The 25596-nt window shown below is 71.0% G+C and carries 22 protein-coding genes; 15 read left to right on the top strand and 7 right to left on the bottom strand.

Annotated features, from left to right (window positions below):
* The 9 genes from CCZ27_RS15110 to CCZ27_RS15070 all read left to right on the top strand — a co-directional run bounded on the left by CCZ27_RS15110 (position 1) and on the right by CCZ27_RS15070 (position 7047).
* Positions 1-375, top strand: coding sequence for a hypothetical protein (locus CCZ27_RS15110; RefSeq protein WP_096449481.1), 375 nt, complete (start codon positions 1-3; stop codon positions 373-375).
* Between the two features lie 4 nt (positions 376-379).
* Positions 380-721, top strand: a complete 342-nt coding sequence (locus CCZ27_RS15105; RefSeq protein WP_232516434.1) for a hypothetical protein — start codon at positions 380-382, stop codon at positions 719-721.
* A complete protein-coding gene (locus tag CCZ27_RS15100) occupies positions 714-1205 on the top strand; it encodes a hypothetical protein (protein WP_198363134.1) in 492 nt (163 codons plus the stop codon). The genes CCZ27_RS15105 and CCZ27_RS15100 overlap by 8 nt, the downstream gene beginning before the upstream one ends.
* A complete protein-coding gene (locus CCZ27_RS15095; protein WP_198363133.1) occupies positions 1202-3355 on the top strand; it encodes a heavy metal translocating P-type ATPase in 2154 nt (717 codons plus the stop codon). The genes CCZ27_RS15100 and CCZ27_RS15095 overlap by 4 nt, the downstream gene beginning before the upstream one ends.
* Positions 3352-3597 (top strand): FeoA family protein, encoded by a 246-nt coding sequence (locus CCZ27_RS15090; protein ID WP_096449477.1) that lies wholly within the window; start codon positions 3352-3354, stop codon positions 3595-3597. The genes CCZ27_RS15095 and CCZ27_RS15090 overlap by 4 nt, the downstream gene beginning before the upstream one ends.
* A gap of 69 nt (positions 3598-3666) precedes the next feature.
* Entirely contained in the window at positions 3667-3894 is a 228-nt protein-coding gene (locus CCZ27_RS15085; protein WP_096449475.1) for a FeoA family protein, read from the top strand.
* On the top strand, positions 3894-6218 hold the full coding sequence (gene feoB / locus CCZ27_RS15080; protein ID WP_096449473.1) for a Fe(2+) transporter permease subunit FeoB: 2325 nt from the start codon (positions 3894-3896) through the stop codon (positions 6216-6218). Before CCZ27_RS15085 ends, feoB begins: the two co-directional genes overlap by 1 nt.
* 12 nt (positions 6219-6230) lie before the next feature.
* On the top strand, positions 6231-6467 hold the full coding sequence (locus CCZ27_RS15075) for a FeoC-like transcriptional regulator (RefSeq protein ID WP_096449471.1): 237 nt from the start codon (positions 6231-6233) through the stop codon (positions 6465-6467).
* Positions 6468-6486: 19 nt separating this feature from the next.
* Positions 6487-7047 carry a hypothetical protein gene (locus CCZ27_RS15070; RefSeq protein WP_096449469.1) on the top strand — a complete coding sequence of 187 codons (561 nt, stop codon included), beginning with the start codon at positions 6487-6489 and terminating at the stop codon, positions 7045-7047.
* A gap of 278 nt (positions 7048-7325) precedes the next feature.
* On the opposite strand, the gene CCZ27_RS15065 is transcribed toward CCZ27_RS15070, so the two are convergent.
* Positions 7326-7757 (bottom strand): HMA2 domain-containing protein, encoded by a 432-nt coding sequence (locus tag CCZ27_RS15065; protein ID WP_096449466.1) that lies wholly within the window; start codon positions 7755-7757, stop codon positions 7326-7328.
* Between the two features lie 385 nt (positions 7758-8142).
* On the opposite strand from CCZ27_RS15065, the gene CCZ27_RS15060 reads away from it, so the two are divergent.
* The 6 genes from CCZ27_RS15060 to CCZ27_RS15035 all read left to right on the top strand — a co-directional run bounded on the left by CCZ27_RS15060 (position 8143) and on the right by CCZ27_RS15035 (position 15870).
* On the top strand, positions 8143-10230 hold the full coding sequence (locus CCZ27_RS15060; protein WP_096449465.1) for a TonB-dependent receptor plug domain-containing protein: 2088 nt from the start codon (positions 8143-8145) through the stop codon (positions 10228-10230).
* Position 10231: 1 nt separating this feature from the next.
* Complete coding sequence (locus CCZ27_RS15055; protein WP_232516433.1) at positions 10232-11368, top strand: ABC transporter substrate-binding protein; 1137 nt, start codon at positions 10232-10234, stop codon at positions 11366-11368.
* Positions 11365-12156, top strand: coding sequence for an ABC transporter permease (locus CCZ27_RS15050; protein ID WP_096449463.1), 792 nt, complete (start codon positions 11365-11367; stop codon positions 12154-12156). Before CCZ27_RS15055 ends, CCZ27_RS15050 begins: the two co-directional genes overlap by 4 nt.
* Positions 12153-13115, top strand: a complete 963-nt coding sequence (locus CCZ27_RS15045) for an ABC transporter ATP-binding protein (RefSeq protein WP_232516432.1) — start codon at positions 12153-12155, stop codon at positions 13113-13115. The genes CCZ27_RS15050 and CCZ27_RS15045 overlap by 4 nt, the downstream gene beginning before the upstream one ends.
* Positions 13116-13488: 373 nt before the next feature.
* Complete coding sequence (locus tag CCZ27_RS15040) at positions 13489-14787, top strand: NnrS family protein (protein ID WP_232516431.1); 1299 nt, start codon at positions 13489-13491, stop codon at positions 14785-14787.
* Between the two features lie 72 nt (positions 14788-14859).
* A complete protein-coding gene (locus CCZ27_RS15035) occupies positions 14860-15870 on the top strand; it encodes a cytochrome-c peroxidase (RefSeq protein ID WP_198363132.1) in 1011 nt (336 codons plus the stop codon).
* Between the two features lie 129 nt (positions 15871-15999).
* On the opposite strand, the gene CCZ27_RS15030 is transcribed toward CCZ27_RS15035, so the two are convergent.
* The 6 genes from CCZ27_RS15030 to CCZ27_RS15005 all read right to left on the bottom strand — a co-directional run bounded on the left by CCZ27_RS15030 (position 16000) and on the right by CCZ27_RS15005 (position 25594).
* Positions 16000-16683, bottom strand: coding sequence for a Fe2+-dependent dioxygenase (locus CCZ27_RS15030; protein WP_096449459.1), 684 nt, complete (start codon positions 16681-16683; stop codon positions 16000-16002).
* Positions 16684-16701: 18 nt separating this feature from the next.
* On the bottom strand, positions 16702-17814 hold the full coding sequence (locus CCZ27_RS15025) for an alpha-hydroxy acid oxidase (protein ID WP_096449457.1): 1113 nt from the start codon (positions 17812-17814) through the stop codon (positions 16702-16704).
* 61 nt (positions 17815-17875) lie between these two features.
* A complete protein-coding gene (locus tag CCZ27_RS15020) occupies positions 17876-20161 on the bottom strand; it encodes a TonB-dependent siderophore receptor (RefSeq protein ID WP_232516430.1) in 2286 nt (761 codons plus the stop codon).
* Between the two features lie 644 nt (positions 20162-20805).
* Complete coding sequence (locus tag CCZ27_RS15015; protein WP_096449453.1) at positions 20806-22230, bottom strand: efflux transporter outer membrane subunit; 1425 nt, start codon at positions 22228-22230, stop codon at positions 20806-20808.
* 5 nt (positions 22231-22235) lie between these two features.
* Complete coding sequence (locus CCZ27_RS15010; protein WP_096449451.1) at positions 22236-24212, bottom strand: MacB family efflux pump subunit; 1977 nt, start codon at positions 24210-24212, stop codon at positions 22236-22238.
* A complete protein-coding gene (locus CCZ27_RS15005; RefSeq protein WP_096449449.1) occupies positions 24209-25594 on the bottom strand; it encodes an efflux RND transporter periplasmic adaptor subunit in 1386 nt (461 codons plus the stop codon). Before CCZ27_RS15005 ends, CCZ27_RS15010 begins: the two co-directional genes overlap by 4 nt.
* Between the last annotated feature and the right edge of the window lie 2 nt (positions 25595-25596).

Here is a 25596-nt window from a genome sequence, read left to right as displayed (position 1 = left end):
ATGTTCCCGCTGCTTCCATTCGCCGCCGGCGTGCTGGCCGGCGCGGTCGCGCTCCGCCTGATGAAGGCGGACAAGGCCAAGGCAGGGCTGGAGAAGGCCCAGGACAGGCTGCGCGACGCCACGGTGTCGAGCCTCGAGGCGATCGAGCAGGCTTCGGCGCGCGCGCGCCAGCGCCTGGCCGGCGCCGCGGCCGAAGCGGCAGAGCCCGGGGCGGCAGAGCCCGAGGCCCCCGCCGCGAAGGCGGATGCCGCCGAAGACACTCCCGCCGCGAAGGCGCCCGCGCGCCGTGCGCCGCGCAAGGCCGCGCCGCGTGCGCCCAAGGCCGCGGCGAAACCCGCGGCCAGGCCCGCGGGCGATGAACCTGCCCAGGAGTGACGCCGTGCTTGCCCCGATCCGGCCCTACTACCCCTATGCGGCAGGCGCTGCGCCGCAGCAGGCCGCGGGCGGCGATTTCATCCGCGGCTTCGTCGCCGGAGGCTGCCTTTCCGCCTTCCAGGACAGGCCGTCGCCGACCTCGCCCGCCGACCTGAAGCGGGTGCTGCGCCATGCGCTGCAAGCAGGAACGGCGCTGACGGCGGGGGCGCAGGCCGCCGCCGCGCTGCACCGGCAGGACTACGGTGCGGCGCTGCTCACGGCCGCGGCGGGCGCCGCCGGCGTGCTGTTCATCGAACGAATGCTGCGCGACGCCGCGCAGGCCGACATGGAGAAGGACAATGGCTAAGAAGCACAAGAAGCGCTACGGCGCCGGCCCGGCGGGCACGATGCAGGGCGGCCCGCAATACGGCGGGGCTGCCTGGCAGGGCGGCGGCTGGGGCGGCGAAGCGGCGGGCGGATACGGCGGGGAGGCCGCGGGAGCAGCCTACGGCGCCGGCAACGGCTTCGGTTTCGGCCAGGGGCAGGGCTTCGGCGCCGGTCCCGGGATGCAGGCCGGCATCCAGGCCGGACTGGCCGCCGCGGGCATGGACGCCGGCCTGCTGCAGGGCATGCCGGCCTTCCTGCGCACGCGCAACACCGAGCAGTTCCTGATCGGCGCGCTGATCGGCGCCGCCGCGGCCTGGGTGCTCAGCGACGAGGAACTGCGCGGCAAGATTGTCAAGTCGGCGATGAAGCTCTACACCGGCATCGCCGGCGGCTTCGAGGAAATGAAGGAGCAGATGGCCGACATCCGGGCCGAAGTCGAAGCGGAGCGCCACGGAGACGCATGATGGGCGGCGGCTGGTTCTCGCTGCTGGAGCCGGTGCATGCCACCCGCGGCCGGGTGCGCTTCCGCTACGGCTGCCGCGCCGGCGCGCCGCGGGAACCTAGGCAGATCGAGCGCGCGGTGGCGGCGCTGGACGGCGTGGCGAAGGTGCGCATCAACGCGGCGGCGCGCGCGCTGGTGATCGACTTCGAGCCCGGGCGCACCGATGCCGGCGCGCTGGGCGCGGCCATCCTCGGCCTGGCGCCGCCGGTGCTCCCGGCACGGCCGGGCAGGGGCAACGGCGAGGTGAGCATGGCGCCGGTGGCGCTGAGCGGCGCCACGCTGCTGGCCACCCGCGCGCTGCGCCCGCAACTGCAGGCGCCGGTCGCGTTCGGCACGGCGATCCCGCTGCTGGGCGAGGCGATGGACGATTTCCTCGAAAAGGGCGTCACCTCGCACGTGCTGGAGGCAATGGCGGTGGCGATCTCGATTGGCCGCCGCGACTTCCTGACCGCTAACACCACGTCCTTCCTGCTCGCGCTGGGCGAGTATCTCGAAGAGTCGATCGAACAGCGCTCCGACGAACTGCTCAAGCACCTGCTCAAGCCGGCGGTGAGCGAAGTGTGGGTCGAGCGCGGCGGCGCCGAGGTGCAGGTCGATGCCGCCGAGGTGCGCGTGGGCGACACGGTGATCGCCGCCACCGGCACGGTGATCCCGGTCGACGGCACGGTGCTGGGCGGGGAGGCGCTGGTCAACGAAGCGACGATGACCGGCGAGAGCGTGCCGGTGGCGCGGCGCCGCGGCGACCCGGTGCTGTCGGGCACGCTGGTCGACGAGGGCCGCCTGCGCATCTATGCCGAAAAGGTCGGCGCGCAGGCGGCCGCGGCGCGCATCGCCGATTTCGTCGAGCAGTCGCTCGCCGCCAAGAGCAACACCCAGCTCGAAGCCGCCCGCCTGGCCGACCGCCTGGTGCCGATGGTGCTGGGGCTGGCCGGCGCTACCTGGCTGGTGGCGCGCGACTGGCAGCGCGTGGCCGCGGTGCTGCAGGCCGACTATTCGTGCGCGCTCAAGCTGTCCACGCCGGTCGCCTTCAAGGCGGCGATGTACGAGGCCGGCAGGTCCGGCATGCTGGTGAAGGGCGCCCGCGCGCTGGAACGCCTGGCCGACGCCGACACCTTCGTGTTCGACAAGACCGGCACGCTGACCAGCGGCGCGCTGAAGGTGACCGATTCCGTCGCCCTGCGGGCCGGCTACACGCCGGAAGACCTGATCAACCTCGCCGCGTCGGTCGAGGAGCACTATTTCCACCCCATGGCGCTGGCGGTGGTGCAGGCGTCGCACCGGCTGGATCATCCGCACCACTTCGACCACAAGGAAGTGCAGTTCATCGTCGCCCACGGCGTGGCCAGCGTCATCGACGGCAAGCGCATCGTCGTCGGCTCGCGCCACTTCGTCGAGGACGACGAAGGCGTTTCCACCCGCGACCACCTCGACGTGATCGACCGCCTGCGCCGCGAAGGCAAGACGCTGCTCTACATCGCCTACGACGGCGAACTGCTCGGACTCCTGGCGTTGAGCGACACGCTGCGCCCCAACAGCGCGGCGACGGTGGCGCGGCTGCGCCGGCTCGGCGCCAGGCGCATCGTCATGCTCACCGGCGACCATCCCGAGCGCGCGCAGGCGATGGCCGGGGAACTGCGGCTGGACGCCTTCCACGCCGGCCTGCTGCCGCAAGACAAGGCGCGCATCCTGAAGCAGCTCGCTGACGAGGGTGCCCGCATCGCCTTCGTGGGCGACGGCGTCAACGATGCGCCCGCGCTCACCGGCGCGCACGTCGGCATCTCGATGCACAACGGCGCCGACGTCGCGCGCCTGGCGTCGGACATCGCGCTGCTGGAAGACGACATCGGCCGCGTCGCCGACGCGAAGGCGCTGGCCCTGGCCACGCGGCGCCTGATCGACAGCAACTTCAAGCTCACCGTGGGCCTGAACACCGCGGTGCTGTCGGCCGCCGCCTTCGGCTTCCTGAGCCCGGTGGCCGCCTCGGCGCTGCACAACGGCAGCACCATCGCGATTCTGCTGCGCGCACTGGCGGGCGCCGGCCTGCCGCGGCAGCGGCGGCGGCAACGCGCCGCGGCGCCGGCCCGTCTTCCCGTCAGCGAGCTTGCCGGATGAACGCGCCCCGGTCCGCCGCCACCTTTCCGCTCGCCATGGCCGCCGAGGGCGACGTCCTGCGGGTGGCCGCCATCGTCGGCGGCGCCGGCATGGCGCGGCGGGTCGCCGAGATGGGCCTGAACGTCGGCAGCGAGATCATCGTGCGCCAGCGCCAGGGCGCCGGGCTCGTCGTGTTGCGCGGCGAGGCGCGCTTCGCGCTCGGCGGCGGCATGGCCCACAAGATCATGGTGTGCAAGGTCTGATCCGATGAACCCTTATACCGGGCGGTGCTCCGGCATCGCCGCCTGTTTCCGGACCCTGGAGAATTCCAAATGATGCTCAAGCAACTCGCCGTCGGCGACCGCGCCAAGGTGCTCGGCTTTTCCGAGGGCGGCGGCGCCTATCGCCGCAAGCTCCTGGCGCTCGGCCTGACCCCGGGCGCCGAACTGAGCGTGACGCGGGTCGCGCCGATGGGCGATCCGGTCGAGATCCGCGTGCGCGGCTTCGCGCTGTCGCTGCGCAAGGACGAAGCTGATGCGCTGACGGTGGAGAAACTGTGATGGATACCCGCTACACCCTGGCCCTCGTCGGCAACCCCAATTGCGGCAAGACCACGCTGTTCAACGCGCTCACCGGCTCGCGCCAGCGGGTGGGCAACTGGCCCGGCGTCACGGTCGAGAAGAAGAGCGGCGAATACCGCCGCGAGAACATCCACTTCGAGGTCGTCGACCTGCCCGGCACCTACTCGCTGGACGTGGTGGACCGCGAAGTCTCGCTCGACGAACGCGTGGCGCGCGACTACGTGCATGCCGGCGAGGCCGACCTGGTCATCAATATCGTCGATGCCTCCAACCTGGAGCGCAACCTCTACCTCACCACCCAGCTCGCCGAGATGCGGGTGCCGGTGCTGGTGGTGCTCAACATGGTCGACGTCGCGCGCGACAAGGGCATGCGCATCGACGCGCAAGCGCTGTCGCGGCGGCTCGGCTGCCCGGTGCTGCCGGTGGTGGCTTCCGAAGGCGAGGGCATCGACGCGCTGAAGGAGGCGATCCGCGCCGCGGCCGAGGCGCGCCGCCCGGCCAGTGCGCTCATCGACTACCAGCCCGCGCTGGAAGAGGCGATCGCGGCGCTGGTGCCGCAACTGACGCAGGCGGCCGAAGGCGCCGGCACGTCGGCGCGCTGGCTCGCGGTGCGCCTGCTGGAAGGCGACGATCTCGCCCGCGCCACCGCCGGCGACGGACTCGCCGCGCTGGCGGAGCAGGCCGGCGGCGGGCTCGGCGACGATCTCGACATCATGATCGCCGACGCCCGCTACGGGCTCGCCAACCGCATCGCCGGCGAGGTGGTGGCGGTGAGCGGGCGCGCCAGCCGCGACATCACCGACCGCATCGACCGCGTGGTGCTCCACCGCGCGCTCGGCATCCCGATCTTCCTGGTGATGATGTACCTGATGTTCCTCTTCACCATCAACATCGGCGGCGCCTTCATCGACTTCTTCGACCAGTTCGCCGGCGCGCTGCTGGTCGACGGCCTGGGCGAGGCGCTCGCCGGCCTCGGCGCGCCGGCGTGGCTCAATCTACTCGTCGCCAAGGGCATCGGCGGCGGCATGCAGGTGGTCGCCACCTTCATCCCGGTGATCGGCTTCCTGTACCTGTTCCTGTCGGTGCTGGAAGACTCCGGCTACATGGCGCGCGCGGCCTTCGTCATGGACCGCTTCATGCGCTGGGTCGGCCTGCCGGGCAAGTCCTTCGTGCCGCTGATCGTCGGCTTCGGCTGCAACGTGCCGGCGATCATGGCCACGCGCACGCTGGAGCACCGCCGCGACCGGCTGATGACGATCGCCATGGCGCCGTTCATGTCGTGCGGCGCGCGCCTGCCGGTGTACGTGCTGTTCGCCGCCGCGTTCTTCCCCGAAGGCGCGCAGAACGTGGTGTTCGGCCTCTACCTGATCGGCATCGCGGTGGCCATCCTGACCGGGCTGGTGCTGCGCAACACCCTGCTCAAGGGCGAGGCCACGCCCTTCATCATGGAACTGCCGCCCTACCACCTGCCCACCGCGAAGGGCGTGCTCATCCACACCTGGGACCGGCTCAAGAGCTTCATCTTCCGCGCCGGGCGCGTCATCGTGCCGATGGTGCTGGTGCTCAACTTCCTCAACGCGATCGGCACCGACGGCAGCTACGGCAACGAGGACAGCGACGCCTCGGTGCTCGCCGCGGTCGGCCGCGGCATCGCGCCCGCCTTCGGCCCGATGGGGCTGACCGAGGAGAACTGGCCGGCGGCGGTCGGCATCTTCACCGGCGTGCTGGCCAAGGAAGCGGTCGTCGGCACGCTGAACGCCACCTATTCGGCACTGGCCGAGGAGGACGCTGGCGGCGGCGGGGAAGAGGAGCCGTTCGACCTGCGCACCAGCGTGGAAGCCGCGTTCGCCACCATTCCGGAAAATCTCGCCAAGGCGCTGGGCGCATGGGCGGACCCGATCGGGCTCGACGTGGGCGATCTGAGCGACCAGGCCGCGGTGGCCGAAGAGCAGGAAGTGTCCACCGGCACCTTCGGCGCCATGGCGGCGCGTTTCGACGGCGCGGCCGGCGCCTTCGCCTACCTGTTGTTCATCCTGCTGTACTTCCCGTGCACCGCGGCCGTCGCCGCGATGTACCAGGAAGCCGGCATGCGCTGGACGATGTTCGTCGCCGCATGGACCACCGGCCTGGGCTACGGCCTGGCCACGCTGTACTACCAGGCCGCGACCTGGGCGCGCCATCCGGGCGCGTCGCTGGGCTGGATCGCCACCGTCGTCGTGGCGTTCGCGGTGGTCATGTTCCTGCTGCGCCGCTACGGCGCGCGCGATGCAGGCGCGCGCCTGCCGCTGCCGCAGCGGGCTTGAACGGAGATCCGCATGATCCTGTCCCGTCTGAGCAACTACCTGCGCGAGCATCGCCGCGCGAGCCTGGCCGACATGGCCAACGGCCTGGACAGCACGCCCGAGGCGCTGGAAGCGATGCTCGGCACGCTGGAGCGCAAGGGCCGGGTCAAGCGCCTGCCGCCGGGGTCGACCTGCGGCTGCAGTTGCTCCAATTGCGACTCGGCCACCCAGACGCTGTACCAGTGGACGGGCGACGGCCCGGCGCAGTGACCGTCGCCGCGCGCGTGCCATGAACCCCGCGGCCACCCTGCTGGTGCTGGGCATCCACCGCGAGGAACGCGACTTCGGGCGCGAGGTGGCCGCCGGCCTGCAGGCGCGGGAGGTGGCGGTGCTCGAGATCCCGGAAGGTCTGTCGGGGCGCCGCCCGCGCCCCGACCAGTGTTTCCGCTACGACACGCTGCACCGCGCGCTCTACCTGCAGTTGCTGCCCCACATACTGAAGCGCCATCGCCTGCTGATCGACCTGCACACCGGTTTCGACGAGAACGGCCCGTGCGCCGACTTCATCTGCGCCGACGCGCCCCTGCGCGAACGGCTGCTCGCCGCCCTGGAGCAGGACGGCGCCGACGCCGGCAGGGTGCGGGTGATTCCGCTCGGCCCGCCGTTCTCGCTGCACGCGCGCACCGTGATCCCGGAGCAGATCTGGAACAACCGCGCCTTTCGCTATCTCGGGCTGGAGATCTACCTCGCGGACGAAGCCCGCAGCCGCGCGCCTGCGGTCGCGCTGGCAAGGCGGCTGGTGGGCCTGGCGGCTGGCTGCGTGGAACACGAGGACGCGCCTGGCGGCTGACGCCGGATCACGCGGCTCGCCCCGGGGCCGTGCCGGCGTTCCACCACCGTCGCCTCGGTTACCGGGGTTGAGTGCCTGGAATCCGGTCTGATGGCGGGGGATGCGTTCCTCGGGCTGCGGAACTCGCCCTCGCTGCGCTCGGTGCTCGGACAGTCCTCGCCCGCTCAACGCATCCCCCACCACCAGACCTGCCGTGTCGCGCCATCCGGGCGGATGAAAAAACCGTCGTGCTCGCCCTGCTCGGTTTCCGGGGCGGCACGTGAGGCGCGATCCCGGTTTCAGCGCAACAGATGCCGCCTGTGTACGCCCAGATGCACGCCCAGGCAGGCCACGAAGATTGCGCCCGACACCGCATGCCCGCGCTTCTGTCCGGTGGCGGCCAGTGCGAGCGAAGTCGCCAGGCTGCCGATCATGCCCATCTTGGCGTAGCGGTTCACCTGCACGCGCAGCGAACGCTGGCCCGGCGCGCGCGCCGGCGCCGCCAGCACCGCGTCGATGACCGCATCCACCTCGCCTTCGAGTTTGGCCACGTCCACCTGCTTCGGATCGAAGTGCAGCACGACGCTGCCCGCGCCGGTGTTGGTCTGCACGTTATGCACTCCGCGCACGCCGCCGAGCGCGCGCTCGACCCGGGCCAGGCGCTCGAGGTTGCGCAGGGTCTTGTCGCGCACGCGTATGCGGCCGGGGAGGGAAGAGACGATGCGGCTCACGCGTCGTCTCCGGTCGTGTGCCGGGGGATCGGGAGGGAACGGGCGGAATGAGGAGGCATCGGCGGACCGGAGGGCAAGACGCAGCGCGCAACTATAGCTCGAATGAGAACTGAACGCATTACGGTATCCCGGCGTGCCTGGCCGGAGGGACCGCTGCCGGCCGGCATCCGATTATCCGCACGCATGGGAACCTGAACCTTCGATCTCCGGACGCTTCCGGTTTCCGCAGGCGTCCGGCCGCGGCAAGTTCCCGGCCAGCAAGGTCCCACTTTTGACGAAGATCAAATAATAATAATTCTCATTTGCAGTATTATCCGCACATCCCGTTTCCACCCAGGGCAAGCCAGCCGCCGCCAGCCAGCCCATCCTTTCGATGGAGTGCTGCATGGTGCTGCGTATGCGTCCGCTGGTTCTGGCCTTGCTGGGCCTGGCCGTGTTTCCGTTGTCATCTTCCCGCGCCGATGCCGCCGAGGCGGACGAGGCGGCCGCGACCGTGCTTGCCGAGCAGTTCGTCACCGCCAAGGGCTACGCCGCGGATGCGCTGGAGACGCCGCAGGCGGTGGAGGTCGTGCGAACGCCCGAGGCGGCCGCCACGGTGGTGGGGGATCTGCTGCGCGGCCGTCCCGGCCTGGCGGTGCATGCCGATGGCGCATGGGGGCAGAACCCGGTGCTGCGCGGGTTGAAGAAGGAAAGCGTGGTGGTGATGGTCGATGGCCTGCGGGTGAATTCCGCCCAGCCGCAGGGGGCCATCGCCTCGTTCGCCGATCTCGGACTGCTCGACCGCGTCGAAGTGGTGAAGGGGCCGGGCTCGGTGCTGTACGGCAGCGGCGCGCTGGGCGGGGTGGTGAACCTGATGACGCCGGATGCGCGTTTTTCGGCCACGAGCAGGACGGGCGGGCGCATCGGCCTTGCCGCCAGCAGTGTGGACCGCGGTCTGGCCGGCGCCGTGCTGCTGACGCATTCCGATCCGGGGCATGCGCTGGTGCTGGGCATCGCCGGCCGCGAGGTCGGCGACTACCGCAGCCCGGACGGACGCGAAGCGAACACCGGCTACGAATCCGATTCGCTGCTGGCGAAATACCGCCATCGTCTGTCCGACGACGTCAGCCTGCGGCTGAACCTGCAGCGCCATACCGACCACGACGTGTGGTACCCCGGCTCGGCGCGCAGCGGCGCGGGCATCCCGGCGCCGCTGGGCGTGGCGACCATCCATTCGCCCGAGCAGCGGCGCGAACTGTACGAGCTGGGCATCGATGCCGCGCTCGGCCCCGGCCAGCTTGCGGCGGAGGTGTATCACCAGGAGGTGTTCCGCCAGATCCGCGCCTACGCATCGAGGCTGGGGCGCGACTACGTGCGCAACGACGTCACCTTCTCCACCGACGGCGCGCGCGCGAAATACCTGCTGCCGCTGGGCGAGACCCAGATGCTGACGGTGGGCGCCGAGACGTGGCGCATGACGGGCGACCCGGCGCGCTACATCGACAACAACGCGCCTTTCTTCAACAACAACCAGCGCAACGATCCCTTCGTCGATGGCCGCATCGAATCCTCCGGCCTGTTCGTGCAGGACGAGATCGCACTGGGCGCCACGCGCGTGGTGGCGGGGGCGCGCTACGACCGCGTCACGGGCGATGCCAAGCGGAAGGGCGCGGGGCCGGCGGCCCAGACCAGCGGGCTGGACAACGCCGACGGCAACCTGTCGTGGTCGCTGGGCGCGATCCATCCGCTGACTGCGGCGACGAGCGTGTATGCCAGCGTCGGCCGGGCCTACCGCGCCGCCGACATGCGCGAGCGCTTCGAGGATTCGGCGCGCGGCGACGGCTACTACCACGTCGGCAATCCGCAACTCGCGCCGGAGGTGTCGACCAGTTTCGAGGTCGGGCTGAAAGGGCGCGAGCGCGCGCTGAGCTACCAGCTCGCCGCCTTCCACACCCGCGTCGATGACTACATCGCCGGCCGCATCACCGGCGCGCGCCACCCCGGCACCGGGCTGCCGCTCAAGCGCACCGAGAACCTCGACCACGTCACCATCTACGGCGTCGAAGGCGGTGCCAGCGTGCCGCTGGCCGCCTGGGTGGTCGATGCCGGCTTCACCTGGCTGCGCGGCACCAACCACCAGGACGACGAGCCGCTGTACCAGATGCCCGCGCCCGAATTGACGCTGGGCATCGGCCAGCCGGCCGAACGCGGCTTCTACTGGCGTGCGCAGTTGCGCGCGGTGGCGGCGCAGAACCGCATCGCGAAGAAATTCTCCAACGGCACCGAAGACCGTACCCCCGGCTTCGTCACCGCCGACGGCGAGTTCGGCTGGCACTTCGGCGCGCTCGGCGCCTTCGATGCCGCCACGCTGGGCGTGAAGCTCACCAACCTCGCCGACAAGCGCTACCACGAGCATCTGACCGACGGCGTCTCGGGCCGGGAGCTGGCCGCGGCCGGGCGCGGCGTCGCGCTGAGCCTGTCGGGGAGATTCTGACATGTGCGCCTGCCATCGCCGCCTGCTCCCGGCCGGCACCAGCGCCGGCCTGGCCGCCCCCGCGCGCCTGCCGCCGCAGGGCACGGCCATGCGCCGGGACGGTATGCATGCGCCGGCTCCCGCATTCGCCTGGATGCGCGTCCTGCTGCATGTCTGCGTAGTGCTGGCGCTGGCCGTCGTTTCCGGCGCGGCCGGCGCCGCCAGGCTGCCGAAGCTGGTGCTGGCGGGCCCGGCCGCCGCGGTGTCGAACCCGCTGATCCGCATGGTCGATTCCGGCGCGCTCGCGGACGTCGCCGAGCGCGTCGAATTCGTGCCGTGGCGCGACCCCGACCAGTTGCGCGTGATGGCGCTCGACGGCGGCGCCGACGTGCTGGCGATGCCCACCAACGTCGCCGCCAACCTCTACAACCGCGGCGCCAGGCTGCGCCTGCTCAACGTCTCCACCTGGGGCATCCTGTGGCTGGTGTCGCGCGACCCGGCGCTGAAGACGATCGCCGACCTGCGCGGCAAGGAACTGGCGCTGCCGTTCCGCGGCGACATGCCCGACATCGTGTTCGGCCTGCTGGCCGAACGGCAGGGCCTGGACCCGCGCAAGGACCTGCGCCTGCGCTACGTCGCGAGCCCGGTCGATGCGATGCAGTTGCTGGTGATGCGGCGGGTGGACCATGCGCTGCTGGCCGAGCCGGCGGTGTCGATGGCGCTGCGCAAGACGGGCTCCTTCCCGCTCAGCGTGGTGGCGCCGGAACTGCATCGCAGCATCGACTTGCAGACCGAATGGGGGCGGGTTTTCCAGCGCGAGGCGCGCATTCCGCAGGCGGGCATCGCGGTGATGGGCGCGCTGCGCGAGCGGCCCGATCTGGCCGCGCGCATCGAAGCCGAGTACGCCCGCGCGCTGGCCTGGTGCCGCGACCACGCCGCCGAATGCGGCCGCGGCGTGGCGGCGCGGGTGGATGCGCTGAGCGCCGAGGCGGTGGCCGATTCGATCGCGGTGAGCCGCATGGAGGCGGTGCCCGCGCGCGCGGCACGCGGCGAACTGGAATTCCTGTTCGGCGAACTGCTGCGCAAGAACCCGGCACTGGTCGGCGGCAAGCTGCCCGACGACGCGTTCTACGGCGTCGGGCCCGCCGCGTCCCCATGAAGCTGCTGCGCGCCTGGCTGGGCGGCCTGCCCGCCTACCTGTGGAGCGGCTGGGGCGCGCTCGCCAGCCTGTTCCTGCTGCTGGCCGCATGGGAGGCGGTGAGCCTCGTCCATGGCCCGCTGGTGCTGCCGGACCCGCGCGCGGCCTTCGCCGCGCTGTTCGATCTCATGCGGAGCGGCGCGGCCTGGCCCGAACTGGCCGCCACCGCGCGCCGCGCGCTGGCCGGCTATGCGCTGTCGGTAGCGGCCGGCAGCACGCTGGGGCTGGCCGCCGGCCTCTCCGCCACCGCCTCGACGATGGCGCGCCCGCTCGTCACCGTGCTGATGGGCACGCCGCCCATCGCCTGGCTGGTGCTGGCGCTGCTGTGGTTCGGCGCCGGCGACGGCACGCCGGTATTCACCGTATTCGCCGCGGCCTTTCCGGTGATCTTCGTCGGTGCGCTGCAGGGCGCGCGCACGCTGGACAACCAGTTGCGCACCATGGCCGCGGCCTTCCGCCTGCCGCGCCGCATGATGTTCGCCGACGTCTATCTGCCGCACGTGGCGTCCTACCTGTTTCCGGCCTGGATCGCCGCGCTCGGTACCGCGTGGAAGGTGGTGGTGATGGCCGAGTTGCTCGCCACCCAGGACGGCGTCGGCGCGGCGCTGGCGGTGACGCGCGCGCACCTGGACACCACCGCGACGATGGCCTGGATCGTGGCGGTGGTCGGCTTGCTGCTGGCGCTGGAGTACCTGGTGCTGGAGCCGGTCAAGCGCGAGATCGAGCGCTGGCGCGAGCAGGGGGCATGAGCATGGACGATGCGCTGGACGTGCGGCGGACCGGGCCGGATGGAACGCACTCCGGCGCGGCGACGGGCGGCGCGGCCTCTCCGTCCGCCGCGACCTGTCCGCCGCCATCCGCCGGCTTGCGGGTGGCGGGCCTGCGCCATGCCTATGGCCGCGACGAAGTGCTGGCGGACATCGGCTTCGAGGTGCGCAGCGGCGAATCGGTGGCGCTGGTGGGGCCGTCCGGCTGCGGCAAGACCACGCTGCTGCATCTGTGCGCGGATCTGCTCGCGGTGCAGGCGGGCGAGGTGGAAAACCGCTTCGCCGCCACCGCCTTCATGTTCCAGCAGGCGCGGCTGCTGCCGTGGAAGACCGCGCTCGACAACATCGCGCTCGGCCTCAAGGCCACCGGCATGGCGCGGCGCGCGCGGCACGAGCGCGCGCATGCGCTGGCGCTGCGCCTGGGGCTGGCGGCGCGCGATCTCGACAAGTTCCCGCACCAGCTTTCGGGCGGCATGCAAAGCCGCGTGGCGCTGGCGCGCGCGCTGGTGCTCGAACCCGACCTGCTGCTGCTCGACGAACCGTTCTCGGCGCTGGACGTGGGATTGAAGGAAGAGCTGTACCGCCTGCTGCTGGACCATCAGGCGGCGCGCGGCACCGCGGTGCTGATGATCACGCACGATCTGATGGAGGCGGTGCGCCTGTCGCACGCCATCCTCGTCATGGCGCCGGCGCCGGGGCGCATCGTGGGCCGCTTCGAACTCGCCCGCCCGGCCGCCCTGCGCGACGAATCCTGGGTGTACCGGCACACCGCCGAACTGCTGCAGACGCCCGAGCTGCGCACCGGCTTCGGACTGCCGCCGCCGGCGATGCCGGCATGCAGGCCGGTCACCGACGGCTGGCAATCCGCGCCGGATCTGCGGCCACTGGCGCCGGCCGTGCCGGCAGGCCCGGCTGCGCGGACCGGCAGGTGTGGCGCATGAGTCCGCACGGGCCGTTCGCCGGCCGGTGCCCGGGGCGTTTTCCGCTGGCGCCGGCGCCCGCAACCCGCTTGGATCTGCCGGCTTCCCGCGGGTCGCGGGTCTCGTGCGGGCCGCCGAGTGGCCGTGGCCATGGGCGGCAACCGCAGGGGGACGGGAATCGGATTGCATCCCCGGCGCCGCGCCTGTTCCCGGCCGATGTCCGCGCGCGCCATCGCCTTCCCGTCGGGCATGCCTTGCCCGGCGGATGCTTCGCCGTCGCGGGCCATCCGCTTCCTGGCCGCGCGGAAGGCGAGGGGGTTACCCGCGTCCGCTTCCGGTGGATGGCTCCGGGGCATCGCCATGGCGTGGTCTTCGCGGTGAGGAGGGCAGCCCGGTGAACGGCCGATCGACCACCGGCGTGTTCGCGCGCATGGCGGCGCAGCCGCTGTTCATGTGCGGCTTCCGGCCGTTCTTCCTCGCCGCGGCCGTGTATGGCGCGGTGCTGCTGCCGCTCTGGCTGGGGTATCTCGGTGCCGGCCTGGCCTTGCCCGCGGTACCCGGCGGGCCGGTGGTGTGGCATGCGCACGAACTGATGTTCGGCTTCGGGCTCGCCGCGGTGGCCGGCTTCGTGTTGACCGCGGTGCCGGAATTCACCGCCACCGCGCCTTTCGGCCGTGGCACGACGCTCGGCCTGGCGCTGCTGTGGCTGGCGGCGCGGCTGGCGTTCTGGTCGTCGGGCAGCCTGGGCGCGGCGGGGCAGTGGCTGGCGGCGCTGCTGGATGCCGGTTTTGCCGCCGCGTTGCCGCTCGCGGTGGCAAGGCGCCTGTGGCGCGACCCCGCGCGGCGCCACCGCGGCTTCCTGTGGGGGCTGGCGGCGATGGCGGCCACGGTGGCGGGCTTCCAGGCCGACGTGCTGCGCGGCCTGTATCCGATGCGCTGGCTGGTGGCGGCGGTGGGCGTGATGATGGTGCTGATCGTCGTGGCGATGAGCCGCATCTCGATGCGCATCGTCAACGACGCGCTGGATGCGCAGCGCCGCCGCCGCGACGCGGAGGACGGGGAGGCCGACGATCTCCCCGCCTACCGCGCGCGGCCGCCGCGGCGCAACCTGGCGATCTTCGCCATTTCGCTATGCACCGCCGGCGGCCTGCTGGCGATACCGCCGGCCGTTGCCGGCTGGCTCGCGCTCGCCGCGGCGGCGGCGGTGCTGAACCTGCTCAACGACTGGCACGTCGGCCGCGCCCTGCTGTCGCGCTGGGCCTTCCTGCTGTACATGGTGTATTGGCTGATGGCGCTGGGCTACGGGCTGCTCGGCCTGGCGCAGCTCGGCGCGCCGGTCGCCGCCGGCGCCGGCCTGCATGTGCTGACGGTGGGCGCGATGGGCCTGTCCATCCTCGCCGTGCTGTGCATCGCCGGCCGCACCCATGCCGGGCTGCCGCTCGACGGGCGGCCGTGGGTGATGCTCGCCGCGGCGGCGATCGGCGTTGCCGCCGCCGTGCGCGCCGCGGCCGGCATGACGGGCCTGCCCGCCGGCTGGCCGCTGCCCTTGCTTGCCGCCGGTGGGACGGCCTGGGCGCTGGCCTGGGGGCTGGCCGCGGCGCGCCTGGCGGGCGTCTTCGTGCGCGCGCGCAGCGATGGCGGGAGCGGGTGCGAGGAGGCATCCGCCGCTGCCGGGGATGTCCTTTCGCCTTGACCTGAATCAAGACCGGCGGAGGGGGCGGGAGGAAAATGTTACCGGATATTTTTTCTCCGCCTCAAAGGACGCATGATGAAAACGAAAGCGGTGGTTTCCGCCCTCGCCCTGCTTGCCGGCCTCGCCTCCGCGGATCTGGCTCGGGCCGCCTCCGACGAGCCGATCCAGCCGATCAGCCCGCCGCAGAACATCAACCTCGGGATGGTGGAACTGGGCAAGAAGCTGTACTTCGATCCGCGCCTGTCGAAGTCGGGCTTCATCTCCTGTAACTCCTGTCACAACCTGTCGATGGGCGGCACCGACAACATCCCGACCTCGATCGGCGACAAGTGGCAGCAGGGCCCGATCAACGCCCCCACGGTGCTCAACTCCAGCCTGAACGTGGCGCAGTTCTGGGACGGCCGCGCGGCCGACCTGAAGGCGCAGGCCGGCGGCCCGATCGCCAACCCGGGCGAGATGGCCTTCACCCACACGCTGGCGCTGGACGTGCTCGAATCGATCCCGGCCTACGTGCGTGAATTCAAGCAGGTCTTCGGCAAGGACAGGATCGACATCGACCAGGTGACGCTGGCCATCGCCGAGTTCGAGAAGACGCTGGTGACGCCCAATTCGCGCTTCGACCAGTGGCTGCTGGGCAGACAGGACGCGCTCACCGCCGACGAGATGGCCGGCTACGGGCTGTTCAAGGAGTCGGGCTGCGTGGCCTGCCACAACGGGGTGGCGGTGGGCGGCAACTCGTTCCAGAAGATGGGCCTGGTCGAGCCGTACAAGGCCAGCAGCCCGGCCGAGGGCCGTTCGGCGGTGACGGGCAAGGACGCCGACCGCTTCAACTTCAAGGTGCCGACGCTGCGCAACGTGGAAATGACCTACCCGTACTTCCACGACGGCGCCGCCAACACGCTGACCGAGGCCGTCGACACCATGGGCCGCCTGCAACTGGGCAAGAAATTCACGAAGGACGAGAACGCCAGGATCGTCGCCTTCCTGAAGACGCTGACCGGCGAGCAGCCCAGCTTCACGCTGCCGGTGCTGCCGCCGTCCTCGGACACGACGCCGCGTCCCAAGCCTTTCGACAAGAAGTGACCGGTGCCGGCCGGCGCGTTGCGCCGCGCCGATGGGAAACGGGGCTTCGGCCCCGTCCTGCTGCTGCGCGCCGGGTCCGCCGCATCTGCGCCGTGGGCGCGGCGCACGCTTCGCCGGGAGACGCCCGGCTCAGGTGCTGGCCCAGCGCCGCAGCAGGTTGTGATACACGCCGGTGAGCTGCAGCAGGTCGGGCGTGCCCTGCAGGCCTGCGGCGGTCAGGCCCTGGATGGAGCGGTCCAGGTCGTACAGCAGGGTGCGTTCGCCTTCGTCCTGCACCATGCTCTGGATCCAGAAGAAGGAGGCGATGCGTGCGCCCCGCGTCACCGGGCTCACCAGGTGCAGGCTGGACGATGGGTACAACACCATGTCGCCGGCATCGAGCTTGACCGCCTGCACGCCGAACGGCCCTTCGATCTGCAGTTCGCCGCCTTCGTATTCGTCCGGCTCGGACAGGAACAGCGTCGCCGACAGGTCGGTGCGCACGGTGAGGCTGGTGCCGGGCACCTGCATCAGCGCGCTGTCGACGTGCGCACCATAGGTGCCGCCGTCGCGGTAGCAGTTGAACTTGGGTGGATAGATGCGCAGCGGCAGTGCGGCGGAGATGAATTCCGGCATGCTGCCGAGCTTGCGCAGGATGTGGTTGCCCAGGCTCATGGCCAGCTCCGAGCCGTCGGCGATCTGCAGGTTGCGCTTGACCGCGCTGGCCAGCGTGCCGGCGGTCTGCAGGCCGTCCTGCCATTCGGCCGCCTCCAGCCCTTGCCTGAACCGTGCGACTTCGTCCTTGCCGAGGACGTTTTCAATCGAGATCAACATACGCGTTTCCTAATCGCTTCAACGTTCGATGAAGGCCGGCGTGATGTCGGCCGGCGTGGGGCAGCCCGCCAGGGCCATGCACAGTTCCAGTTCTTCGCGCAGCAGCTTGACGAGGTGGGCGACGCCGAGCGCGCCGGCCACCGCCAGCGCATAGACCTGCAGGCGGCCGATCATCACCGCGTCGGCGCCCAGCGCCAGGGCCTTGAAGATGTCGCTGCCGCCGCGGATGCCGCTGTCGAGCAGCAGCGGATAGCCTGCGCCGACCGCTTCGCGGATGCGCGGCAGCGCCTTCAGGCTGGCGGGGATGCCGTCCAGCGTGCGCCCGCCGTGGTTGGACACCACCAGGCCGGCCACACCCATGGCCTGCAGCGCGTGCGCGTCGTCCGCATGCAGCACGCCCTTGACCAGCACCGGCAGCGCGGTCTGGCCCATGATCCAGGCGAGGTCGTCCCAGGTGGGGGCTTCGCTCATCAGGCCCTGGAAGATCAGGCTCTGCCCGCCCGACAGCGTCACCTGGCCGGGCTGGACGTGGTGCTGCAGATTGGCCGGCCGCACGTCGTCGGGCATGCGAAAGCCCGCGCGGCGCGCGCGCAGGCTGGGGCTTTGCACCGACGCATCCACGGTGACGACCAGGGCACCGAAGCCGGCCGCTTCCGCGCGCCGCACGAGGTCGAGCGTGCTTTCGCGGCGCGGCTGGAAATAGAGCTGGAACCACTTGTCGCCGCGCGTGGCGCGGGCGATGTCTTCCAGCGGAAAGGACGACAGCGTGCTGGCGACCAGACAGGAATCGGTGGCGTCGGCCGCGCGCGCGGTCTCGATTTCGCCGCCCGGATGCGCCAGCGTCTGGAAGGCGACCGGCGCCAGCAGCACCGGGTGGCGCAGTTCGCGCCCGAGCAGCTTCACGCGGGTGTGGCCGGCGGTGACGTCGCGCAGCAGGCGCGGCGCGATGCCGATGCCGTCGAAGGCCGCGAGATTGGCGCGCAGCGTCGCTTCCTGCCCGCTGCCGCCGGCGATGTAGGCGTGCGCGGGGGCGGGGATGAAGCGGTCGGCGAGGGCTTCGTAGTCCTGCGCGCACTGGATCCCGGGCGGGATGTGGTGCAGGGCCGGAATGACGGAAGGACGCTCATTCATCTAGGCATGTCCAATGCAAAAAGGCCGGGCGATCATGCCCGGCCTTTTGCTTCTAGTCAGATCAGAAGTTGTAGTCGAGGGTCAGGCGCACGTTGCGGCCGTCGCCCTTGTAGGTGAAGGAGCCGGAGCGGTACGCCGCGGTGTAGTAGTCCTCGTCGGTCACGTTGATCACGTTCAGGCGCGCGTTGAGCTGCTTGGTGATCTTGTAGGCCGCGAACAGGTCGAACACCGTGTATTCGGGCACCTTCAGATTGGTTGCCGCGACACCTTCCGGCGTGCCGGAGTACTTCTTGCTGGAGTGGGTCAGCCCGCCACCGAAGGTGAAGCTGGGCGTGGCTTCGTAGCTCAGCAGCAGCGAGGCGGTCTGCTCGGGGAAGTTGCTCAGCGTTTCGCCGACGTTCGCCCGGTTCTGCGATTCGAGGATCTTCGCCTTCATCACCGCGTAGCCGGCCTGCAGCATCAGCTTGTCGGTCAGCTTGCCGGAGAGGCCCAGTTCCAGGCCCTGGATGCGGTACTTGCCGGTGTTGATGGTGCCGATGTCGTTGTAGTTGGTGGCGCTGGTGGTCTCCATCACGTCGCTCTTCTCCGTGCGGAACAGCGCGGCGGTGGCCAGCAGCTTGCCGCCCATCAGATCCCACTTCGTGCCCAGCTCGAAGTTCTGCGTCTTCTCGGGCTTGCTGCCGGCGAAGATGCGCACGCGGTCCGAGGCGGTGCCGACGCTGGGCACGCAGATGCCGCCGTAGTCGCAACTCGCGCCGACGTCGGATTCGCCGCCGTTGAAGTCGCTCGCCGTGCTGTAGTTGGCGTAGACGTTGGCGTAGGGCAGGAACTTGTAGGTCACGCCGAGGTGGCCGTTCCACAGGCCGTCGTCGAGCTTGTAGGTGATTTCGGAACGGGTGAGCGGATTGACCGCGTTGCTGGCGACGGTGTTGCTGTAGTCGAAGCGGTCGTAGCGCAGGCCGCCGAAGACGGTCCACTTGTCGGTCAGGTCAACGGTGTCCATGGCCGACAGCGACAGGGTCTTGACGTTCCAGTCGGAGTCCCACGGGCCCTTGCCGACGGCGCGGTTCAGGAGGCGATCGGTGTTCGGCCGCCACACGCCGTTGGCAATCGGAGTGGCCGTGGGAAAGCTCGTCGTGCCGGTGAGGGTGTTGACGTACAGGCCGTTCGTCACGCTGTGGTCGGAGTATTCCGCGCCGAACACGAACTGGTGCTTCATGCCGGCGATGTCCTGCTTCACATGCAGGTTCAGCGCGTTGGCGAAGTAATTCACGTCCTGCCAGCCCTGGTGGGTGCTGAGGGTGGTGCCGCGATAGCCGGTCATGAGGTAGCCGTTGCGGGTGGTGCCGTAGCGGGTCAGGTTTTCCAGGCGCACGTCGGGCGTGAACTGGTAGCCGACGCGCAGCGTGTAGGTGTCGATCGTGGACTTCAGGAAATCCTCGTCCTGCAGGTAGGGCCGCGTCTTGACGATCTTGCCGGTAGCGCCGTTGATGTAGTCGCCCAGGTCGGGCTTGTCCGCCCCCTTCAGGTGATAGTAGTCGGCGACCACGTCGAGCTTGTCGACCGGCTTCCACAGGAAGGACAGCGCGGCGCCTTCGCGGTCGCGGTCGGCCGGCGAGCGGTCGGGCACTTCGCGGTAGGCGTCGAGCAGGTTCAGGCGCACGGCCATCGTGTCGGAGATCACGCGGTTGCCGTCGAAGGTGTAGCGGCGGAACTCGTCGGTACCGAAGCCGGCCGACAGCTTGGCGAAGTCGAGGTCGGTGGTGGCCTGCTTGGTGATGGAGTTCACCGCGCCGCCGGTGGAGCCGCGGCCGGCGAAGGTGGAGCTGGCGCCCTTGGTGATCTCGACCTGCTCGGTGGCGAAGCTCTCGCGCACCGTCATGCCGGGGTCGCGCAGGCCGTCGACGAACACGTCGCTGCGGGCTTCCTGGCCGCGGATGATGTAGCGGTCGCCGAAAGCGTTGCCGTTCTCGCCGGTGCCCAGCGTGATGCCCGGCTGCGCCTGCAGGATGTCGCGCAGGTCGGTGGTGCCGCTGTCCTCGAGCTGCTTGGAGGTGATCACCGTGATGGTCTGCGGCGTCTCGGCCAGCGGCTTGACGTGGCGGTCGTCACCGGACGTCCTGGCCTTGTACGGAACGTTGGGTTCGGCGTTCGGGTTCGGGTCGATGACGGTGTCGACGATCTTGGTGGCTTCGAGCACCGTTTCGTTCTCGGCCGACATGGCGGTGGCCGGCATGATCATCGCGGTGGAGATGCCCAGCGCGAGGCTGGTCTTCGCCATGGTGCGGGCGGAGGCGGCGGGCTTGCTTCGCAGGCTGGCGGGGCGCTTTGCTTTCGGATTCTTCATTGGCATTGTTTTCCTGGTCCATCGTGGTTTGTCGGTCGCTTCCGCCTGCCTGGAAGCCGTTCCCGTGCGGCCGCGCCGCACGCGGACGTGCGCGGATGGCGAGGGAGGGACGGACGATGGAATGCCGGCGCCGAACGGGCTGCCGCGACGGATGCGCGACGCCGTTCGCCGCCTGGCGGACCTCCAGGGCAAGCGTTGCTGAACTGGGCTTGGCTGGCTGGTCCGCGAGGGCGGACTGGCTGGCTGGTGATACCGGGGTGCCCGGGCCGGGCCCGCCGTGAAAGGCGGGCTTCGGCACGTCTGCGTATGCAGATGCGGCCGATTCTTACAAAAAGCTACAAGGCAGGTCAATGCAACTACGAATTATTCGCATTACTGATTACGCGATGCGTTGTTTTTTTGCACTGCATGTGTCCTTGCGAGCCGGGGCGGCAGGCGGAGGGTGCCGGGGAAGCGGGCGTGTTCCCTGCTGGCCGCCGGGCGGGAGCGCTCGCGGGCCATCTCCCCCGCCGCTGCGCGGCATCCTCCGGGGCGGATGTAAGGGGACGACGCGCGGCGGGAAGAAGCTGCGGCCGGAGGCGGCCCCGGCCGGAAGGGGCGGCGGCACGGCCCGGCGGGAAGGCCGGCGCCGTGCCGCCGCGCGTTCAGGATGCGGCCGGGTCGTCGGCCTGCCAGCCGCCGCCCAGCGCGCGGTACAGGTCGACGCTGTCGACGAGCCGCGCCAGGCGCAACTGCGCCAACTGGTCCTGCGCGCCGAACAGCGTGCGCTGGGCGTCGAGCACCGACAGCAGGTCGTCGGCGCCCTCGCGGTAGCGCAGCTCGGCCAGCCGCAGCGCGCGCTGGGCTTCGGCGACGATTTCGCGCTGGGCGGTTTCCTGGTTGGCGTCGCGCTCGGTGTTGGCGAGCGCGTCCTCGACTTCCTTCAGCGCGGTGAGGATGGCGCCGCGGTAGCCCTCGACCAGTTCGCGCTGGCGCGAGCGCGCGATGTCGGCCTGCGCGCGCAGGCGGCCGCCGTCGAACAGCGTCTGCACCAGCGCGGCCGACAGCGACACGCTGCGCGACGGGTCGGCCAGCGACAGCAGCAGCCCGCTCGCCACGCCGCCGGAGGCGGACAGGCTGATGCGCGGCAGCAGTTCGGCGCGCGCGGCGGCGACGTTGGCCGCGGCGGCGGCGAGGTCGGCTTCGGCGGCGGCGAGGTCCGGGCGGCGCAGCAGCAGGTCGGACGGCAGGCCGGTGGCGACCGCGGGCAGCGCCAGTTCGGCCAGGCGTGCCCCGGCGGCGGGCGGATCCTGCGGCACGCGGCCGAGCAGCAGCGCGAGCGCGCTGCGCGTCTGGCGTTCCTGCACCGCGAGCGGGTCGATCGCGGCGCGCTGCGTCAGCACCGCGGTGCGCTGCCGGCTCACGTCCAGCGCCGAGGCCGCGCCGTTGCGAAAGCGCGCTTCGACGACCTTCAGCACGCGCTCGGCGATGGCGAGATTGTCGCGCGCGATGCTCAGCCGTTCCTGCAGCGCGAGGCTCTGGAACCAGGTGGTCGCCACCGCGGAGGCCAGGCTCAGGCGCGCGGCATCGCGGTCGAAGCGGGTGGCGGAGAGCGAGGCTCTGGCGCTGTCGACGGTGGCGCCGATGCGGCCCCACAGGTCCAGTTCGTAGCTCGCCGACAGGCCCAGCGAGGTGGACTTGCGTTCGCTGGCCGGGCTGCCGTCGGCATGGGTTCGGCTCCAGCCGCTGTCGGCGCTCAGGCCCAGCGACGGGAACAGCGATGCGCCCACGCTGCGCAGCGCCAGTTCGGCCTGCACCACGCGTTCGGCCTGGATGCGCAGGTCGGGGCTGGCGGCGAGCGCCTCGGCGACCAGCGCGTCGAGCTGCGCCGAGCCGAACTGGCGCCACCAGGTGTCGGACTGCAGCGGTGCGGCGGCGGGGTCGGCGGCCTCGGACCAGGTGGCGGGCAGCGCCACGTCGGGGCGCGCGAGCGGCACCGTGGGCGCGCAGCCATGCAGGGCGAGGCCGGCGGCGAGCGCGAGGAGGGCGTGGCGGGCAGGAAGGCGGTACGAAGGACGGATCGGTTTCATGGCATTCATTCGGAGGCGAGCGCGACGACCGGGTCGAGGTGCGCGGCCTTGCGCGCGGGCAGGTAGCCGAAGATCAGGCCGGTGGCGAAGGCGCAGCCGAAGGCGAGCACGACCGGCGTCAGCGAGTACTGGATCGGCGTGCCGAAGGCGGCGATCACCGCCGCGCTGCCCAGGCCCGCGGCGACGCCGATGGCGCCGCCCACGGCGGACACCACCAGGGCCTCGATCAGGAACTGCTGCAGGATGTTGCGCGTGCGCGCGCCGGTGGCCATGCGGATGCCGATCTCGCGCGTACGCTCGGTGACCGACACCAGCATGATGTTCATGACGCCGATGCCGCCCACCACCAGCGAGATCGCCGCCACGGTGCCGAGCAGCACGGTGAGCGTGTTCTGCGTTTCCGACACGGTGTCGAGCACCGAGGCCATGTTGCGGATCTGGAAGTCTTCCATGCCGTGGCGCGCCAGCAGCAGGTTGCTCACCTCGGCCTGCGTGTCGTCGATGCGCGAGACGTCGTCCACCGCGACGGTGACGTTGCGCAGGAAGCGCTGGCCGGTCAGGCGCAGGCTGCCGGTGGTGAACGGCACGAAGACGATGTCGTCCTGGTCCTGCCCCCACGGCGTGGCGCCCTTGGGCGTCATCACGCCGACGACCTGGAACGGGATGTTGTTCACCAGCACGTACTGCCCGATGGGGTCGGCGCCGCCGAACAGCGCCTGCGCAGTGGTCTGGCCCAGCACCGCGACGGTGGCGTAGCGCGCCTCGTCGTCGGCGCTGAAGAAGGTGCCGCTGGCCACGTCCCACTTGCGCGCGACGATGTAGTCGGCGGAGGTGGCGTTGAGGCTGGTGCGCTGGTCGGTGTTGCCGTAGCGCACCGTGATGCTGGCGCTCTGCTCGGGCACCGAGGCGAGCACGTTGGGCAGATCGCCGATGGCGCGCACGTCCTCGATCACCAGGGTGGCGGTGGTGTCGCGCCCGCGCTGGTTGGGCGCGCCGGGGCGCACGGTGAGCAGGTTGGTGCCCATCGCGCTGATCTGGTCGATCACCTTCTGCTTGGCGCCGTCGCCGATGGCGAGCATGGCGATCACCGAGGCCACGCCGATGACGATGCCCAGCAGCGTCAGGATGGCGCGGAACAGGTTGGCGCGCAGCGCGCGCAGGGCGGTGCGGGTGGCCTCGATGACGTCGGACAGCGACGAGGTGCGGTCCACGTGCGGGGTGAAATCCGGTTCCGGGCCGGCCGGCGGGTGCGGGCCGGGGTCGGCGACGATGCGGCCGTCGCGGATCTCGATCACGCGCGCGGCCAATTCCGCGACTTCGCGCGCATGCGTGATCAGGATGATGGTGTGGCCCTCGGCCGAGAGCTGGCGCAGCAGCTTCATGACGTCCTGGCCGCTCTTGCTGTCGAGTGCGCCGGTGGGTTCGTCGGCGAGGATGATGCGTCCGCCGTTCATCAGCGCGCGGGCGATCGACACGCGCTGCTGCTGGCCGCCGGAGAGCTGGTTGGGGCGATGGTGGCCGCGCTCGGCCAGTCCCAGCGTGGCGAGCAACTGGTCGGCGCGCGCGTGGCGCTCGGCCGGCGGCATGCCGGAATACACCGCCGGCACTTCCACGTTCTCGCGCGCGCTGGCGCCGCCGATCAGGTTGTAGCTCTGGAACACGAAGCCGAAGGCTTCGCGGCGCAGGCGCGCGAGTTCGTCGCGGCTGAAGCCGGCGACGTCCTCGCCCAGGAAGCGGTAGGTGCCGCCGGAGGGGCGGTCGAGGCAGCCGAGGATGTTCATCAGCGTGGACTTGCCGGAGCCGGACGCGCCCACGATGGCGACGAACTCGCCGGGGTAGATGGCGAGATCGATACCGTGCAGCACGGGGGTCACGACTTCGCCGTTCACGAAGCTGCGGGTGATGCCCGACAGCTCGATCAGGGGCGTGCGCGCGGCGGCAGAGGCGGTGGCGGCCGGTACGCCGAAGGTGTCGCGTTTCATAGGCGGGGCGTCATGCGCGGGGCGCCGGCCGCGGCGGCGCCGGCGGTGACGAGGCCGGAAACCACGCGCTCGCCCTCGGCGAGGCCGGAGCGGATCTCGGCCTGCACGCGGTTCGTCACGCCCAGTTCCACGGTGCGTTCTTCCAGTGCGCCGTCGTCGCGCGCGACCTTCACCGTGCCGTGGCGCGGCGGCCGGCCGCCGGCGCGGGGGCCGCGCTCGGGCGCGCCGGCTTGCGGGGCGCCGCCGTTCGCGGTGCCGTCGGCGCGCGGTGCCGGCGCACTGCCGGGAGCAGGCGCAGAAGCCGCCTGCGCGGCGGGCCGTGCCGCCGCCGGGCTGCGCGCCGCGCGGGCGCCCTGGCTCAGCGCGGCCATCGGCATCAGCAGCACGTCCTTCGCCTGCGCGACGACGAAGAACACCTGCGCGGTCATCTGCGTCATCAGCTTGCCGTCGGGGTTGGGAACGTCGAACAGGGCGTTGTACAGCACCACGTTGTTCGTCACCGTCGGCGTCGGCTCGACCTTTTCCAGCTTGCCGTACCAGCGCTGGCCCTGGCCGCCGAGCGTGGTGAAGTAGGCGTCCATGCCGAGCTTCAGGCGGCTGACGTCGGCTTCCGAGACCTGGGTCTGCACCGTCATCGTGCTCAGGTCGGCCACGCGCAGGATCACCGGTGCCTGCTGGTTGGCGTTCAGCGTCTGGCCCTGGCGCGCGGTGATGGACACCACGGTGCCGGTCATCGGCGACAGGATGCGGGCGTACTGCAGGTTGGCCTCGTCGGCGCGCAGCGTGGATTCGATCTGCTCGATCTGCGCACGCAGCGCCTCGAACTGCGCCTGGGCCGATTTCAGCGAGGTCTCGGCGGTCTGCAGTGTTTCCCGGGTGGTGGCGTCCTCGGCCATCAGTGCGGTCTGGCGGCGGAACTGGATGCCCGCGAGCGCGACCTGCGCCTCCCTCTCCTTCAGTTGCGCGCGCAGGTTGCGCAACTGCGCGCGGGAGGCGTCCACCCGCGCCAGGTACACGGTGGGGTCGATCTCGGCGAGCAGGTCGCCTTCCTTCACCTCGGAGCCGACCTCGACGTGGATCTTGCGCAACTGGCCGGAGACCTGCGCGCCGACGTCGACGTAGTCGCGCGGCTGCAGCGTGCCGGTGGCGGTGACGACATCCTCGATGTCGCCGCGCTGCACCGCGACGAACTGGTATTTCGACTGCTCGTCGTTCTTGCCGACGAGCTTGGGCCACACCAGCCACACGATGCCGCCTGCCAGCGCGGTCGCGGCCAGCAGCAGCGCGGCGCGGCGCCACGGCGGGCGGCGCGGCGGGGTCGGGGGGACGGCACGGGGGGGCGTCGGTTCCGGGGGGCGGTCGGGCTCGGCGGTTCGGTTCATTG

The sequence above is a fragment of the Thauera sp. K11 genome (assembly GCF_002354895.1).
Classification (GTDB): Bacteria; Pseudomonadota; Gammaproteobacteria; order Burkholderiales; family Rhodocyclaceae; genus Thauera; species Thauera sinica.
This window is presented reverse-complemented; position numbering and strand designations above follow the sequence as displayed.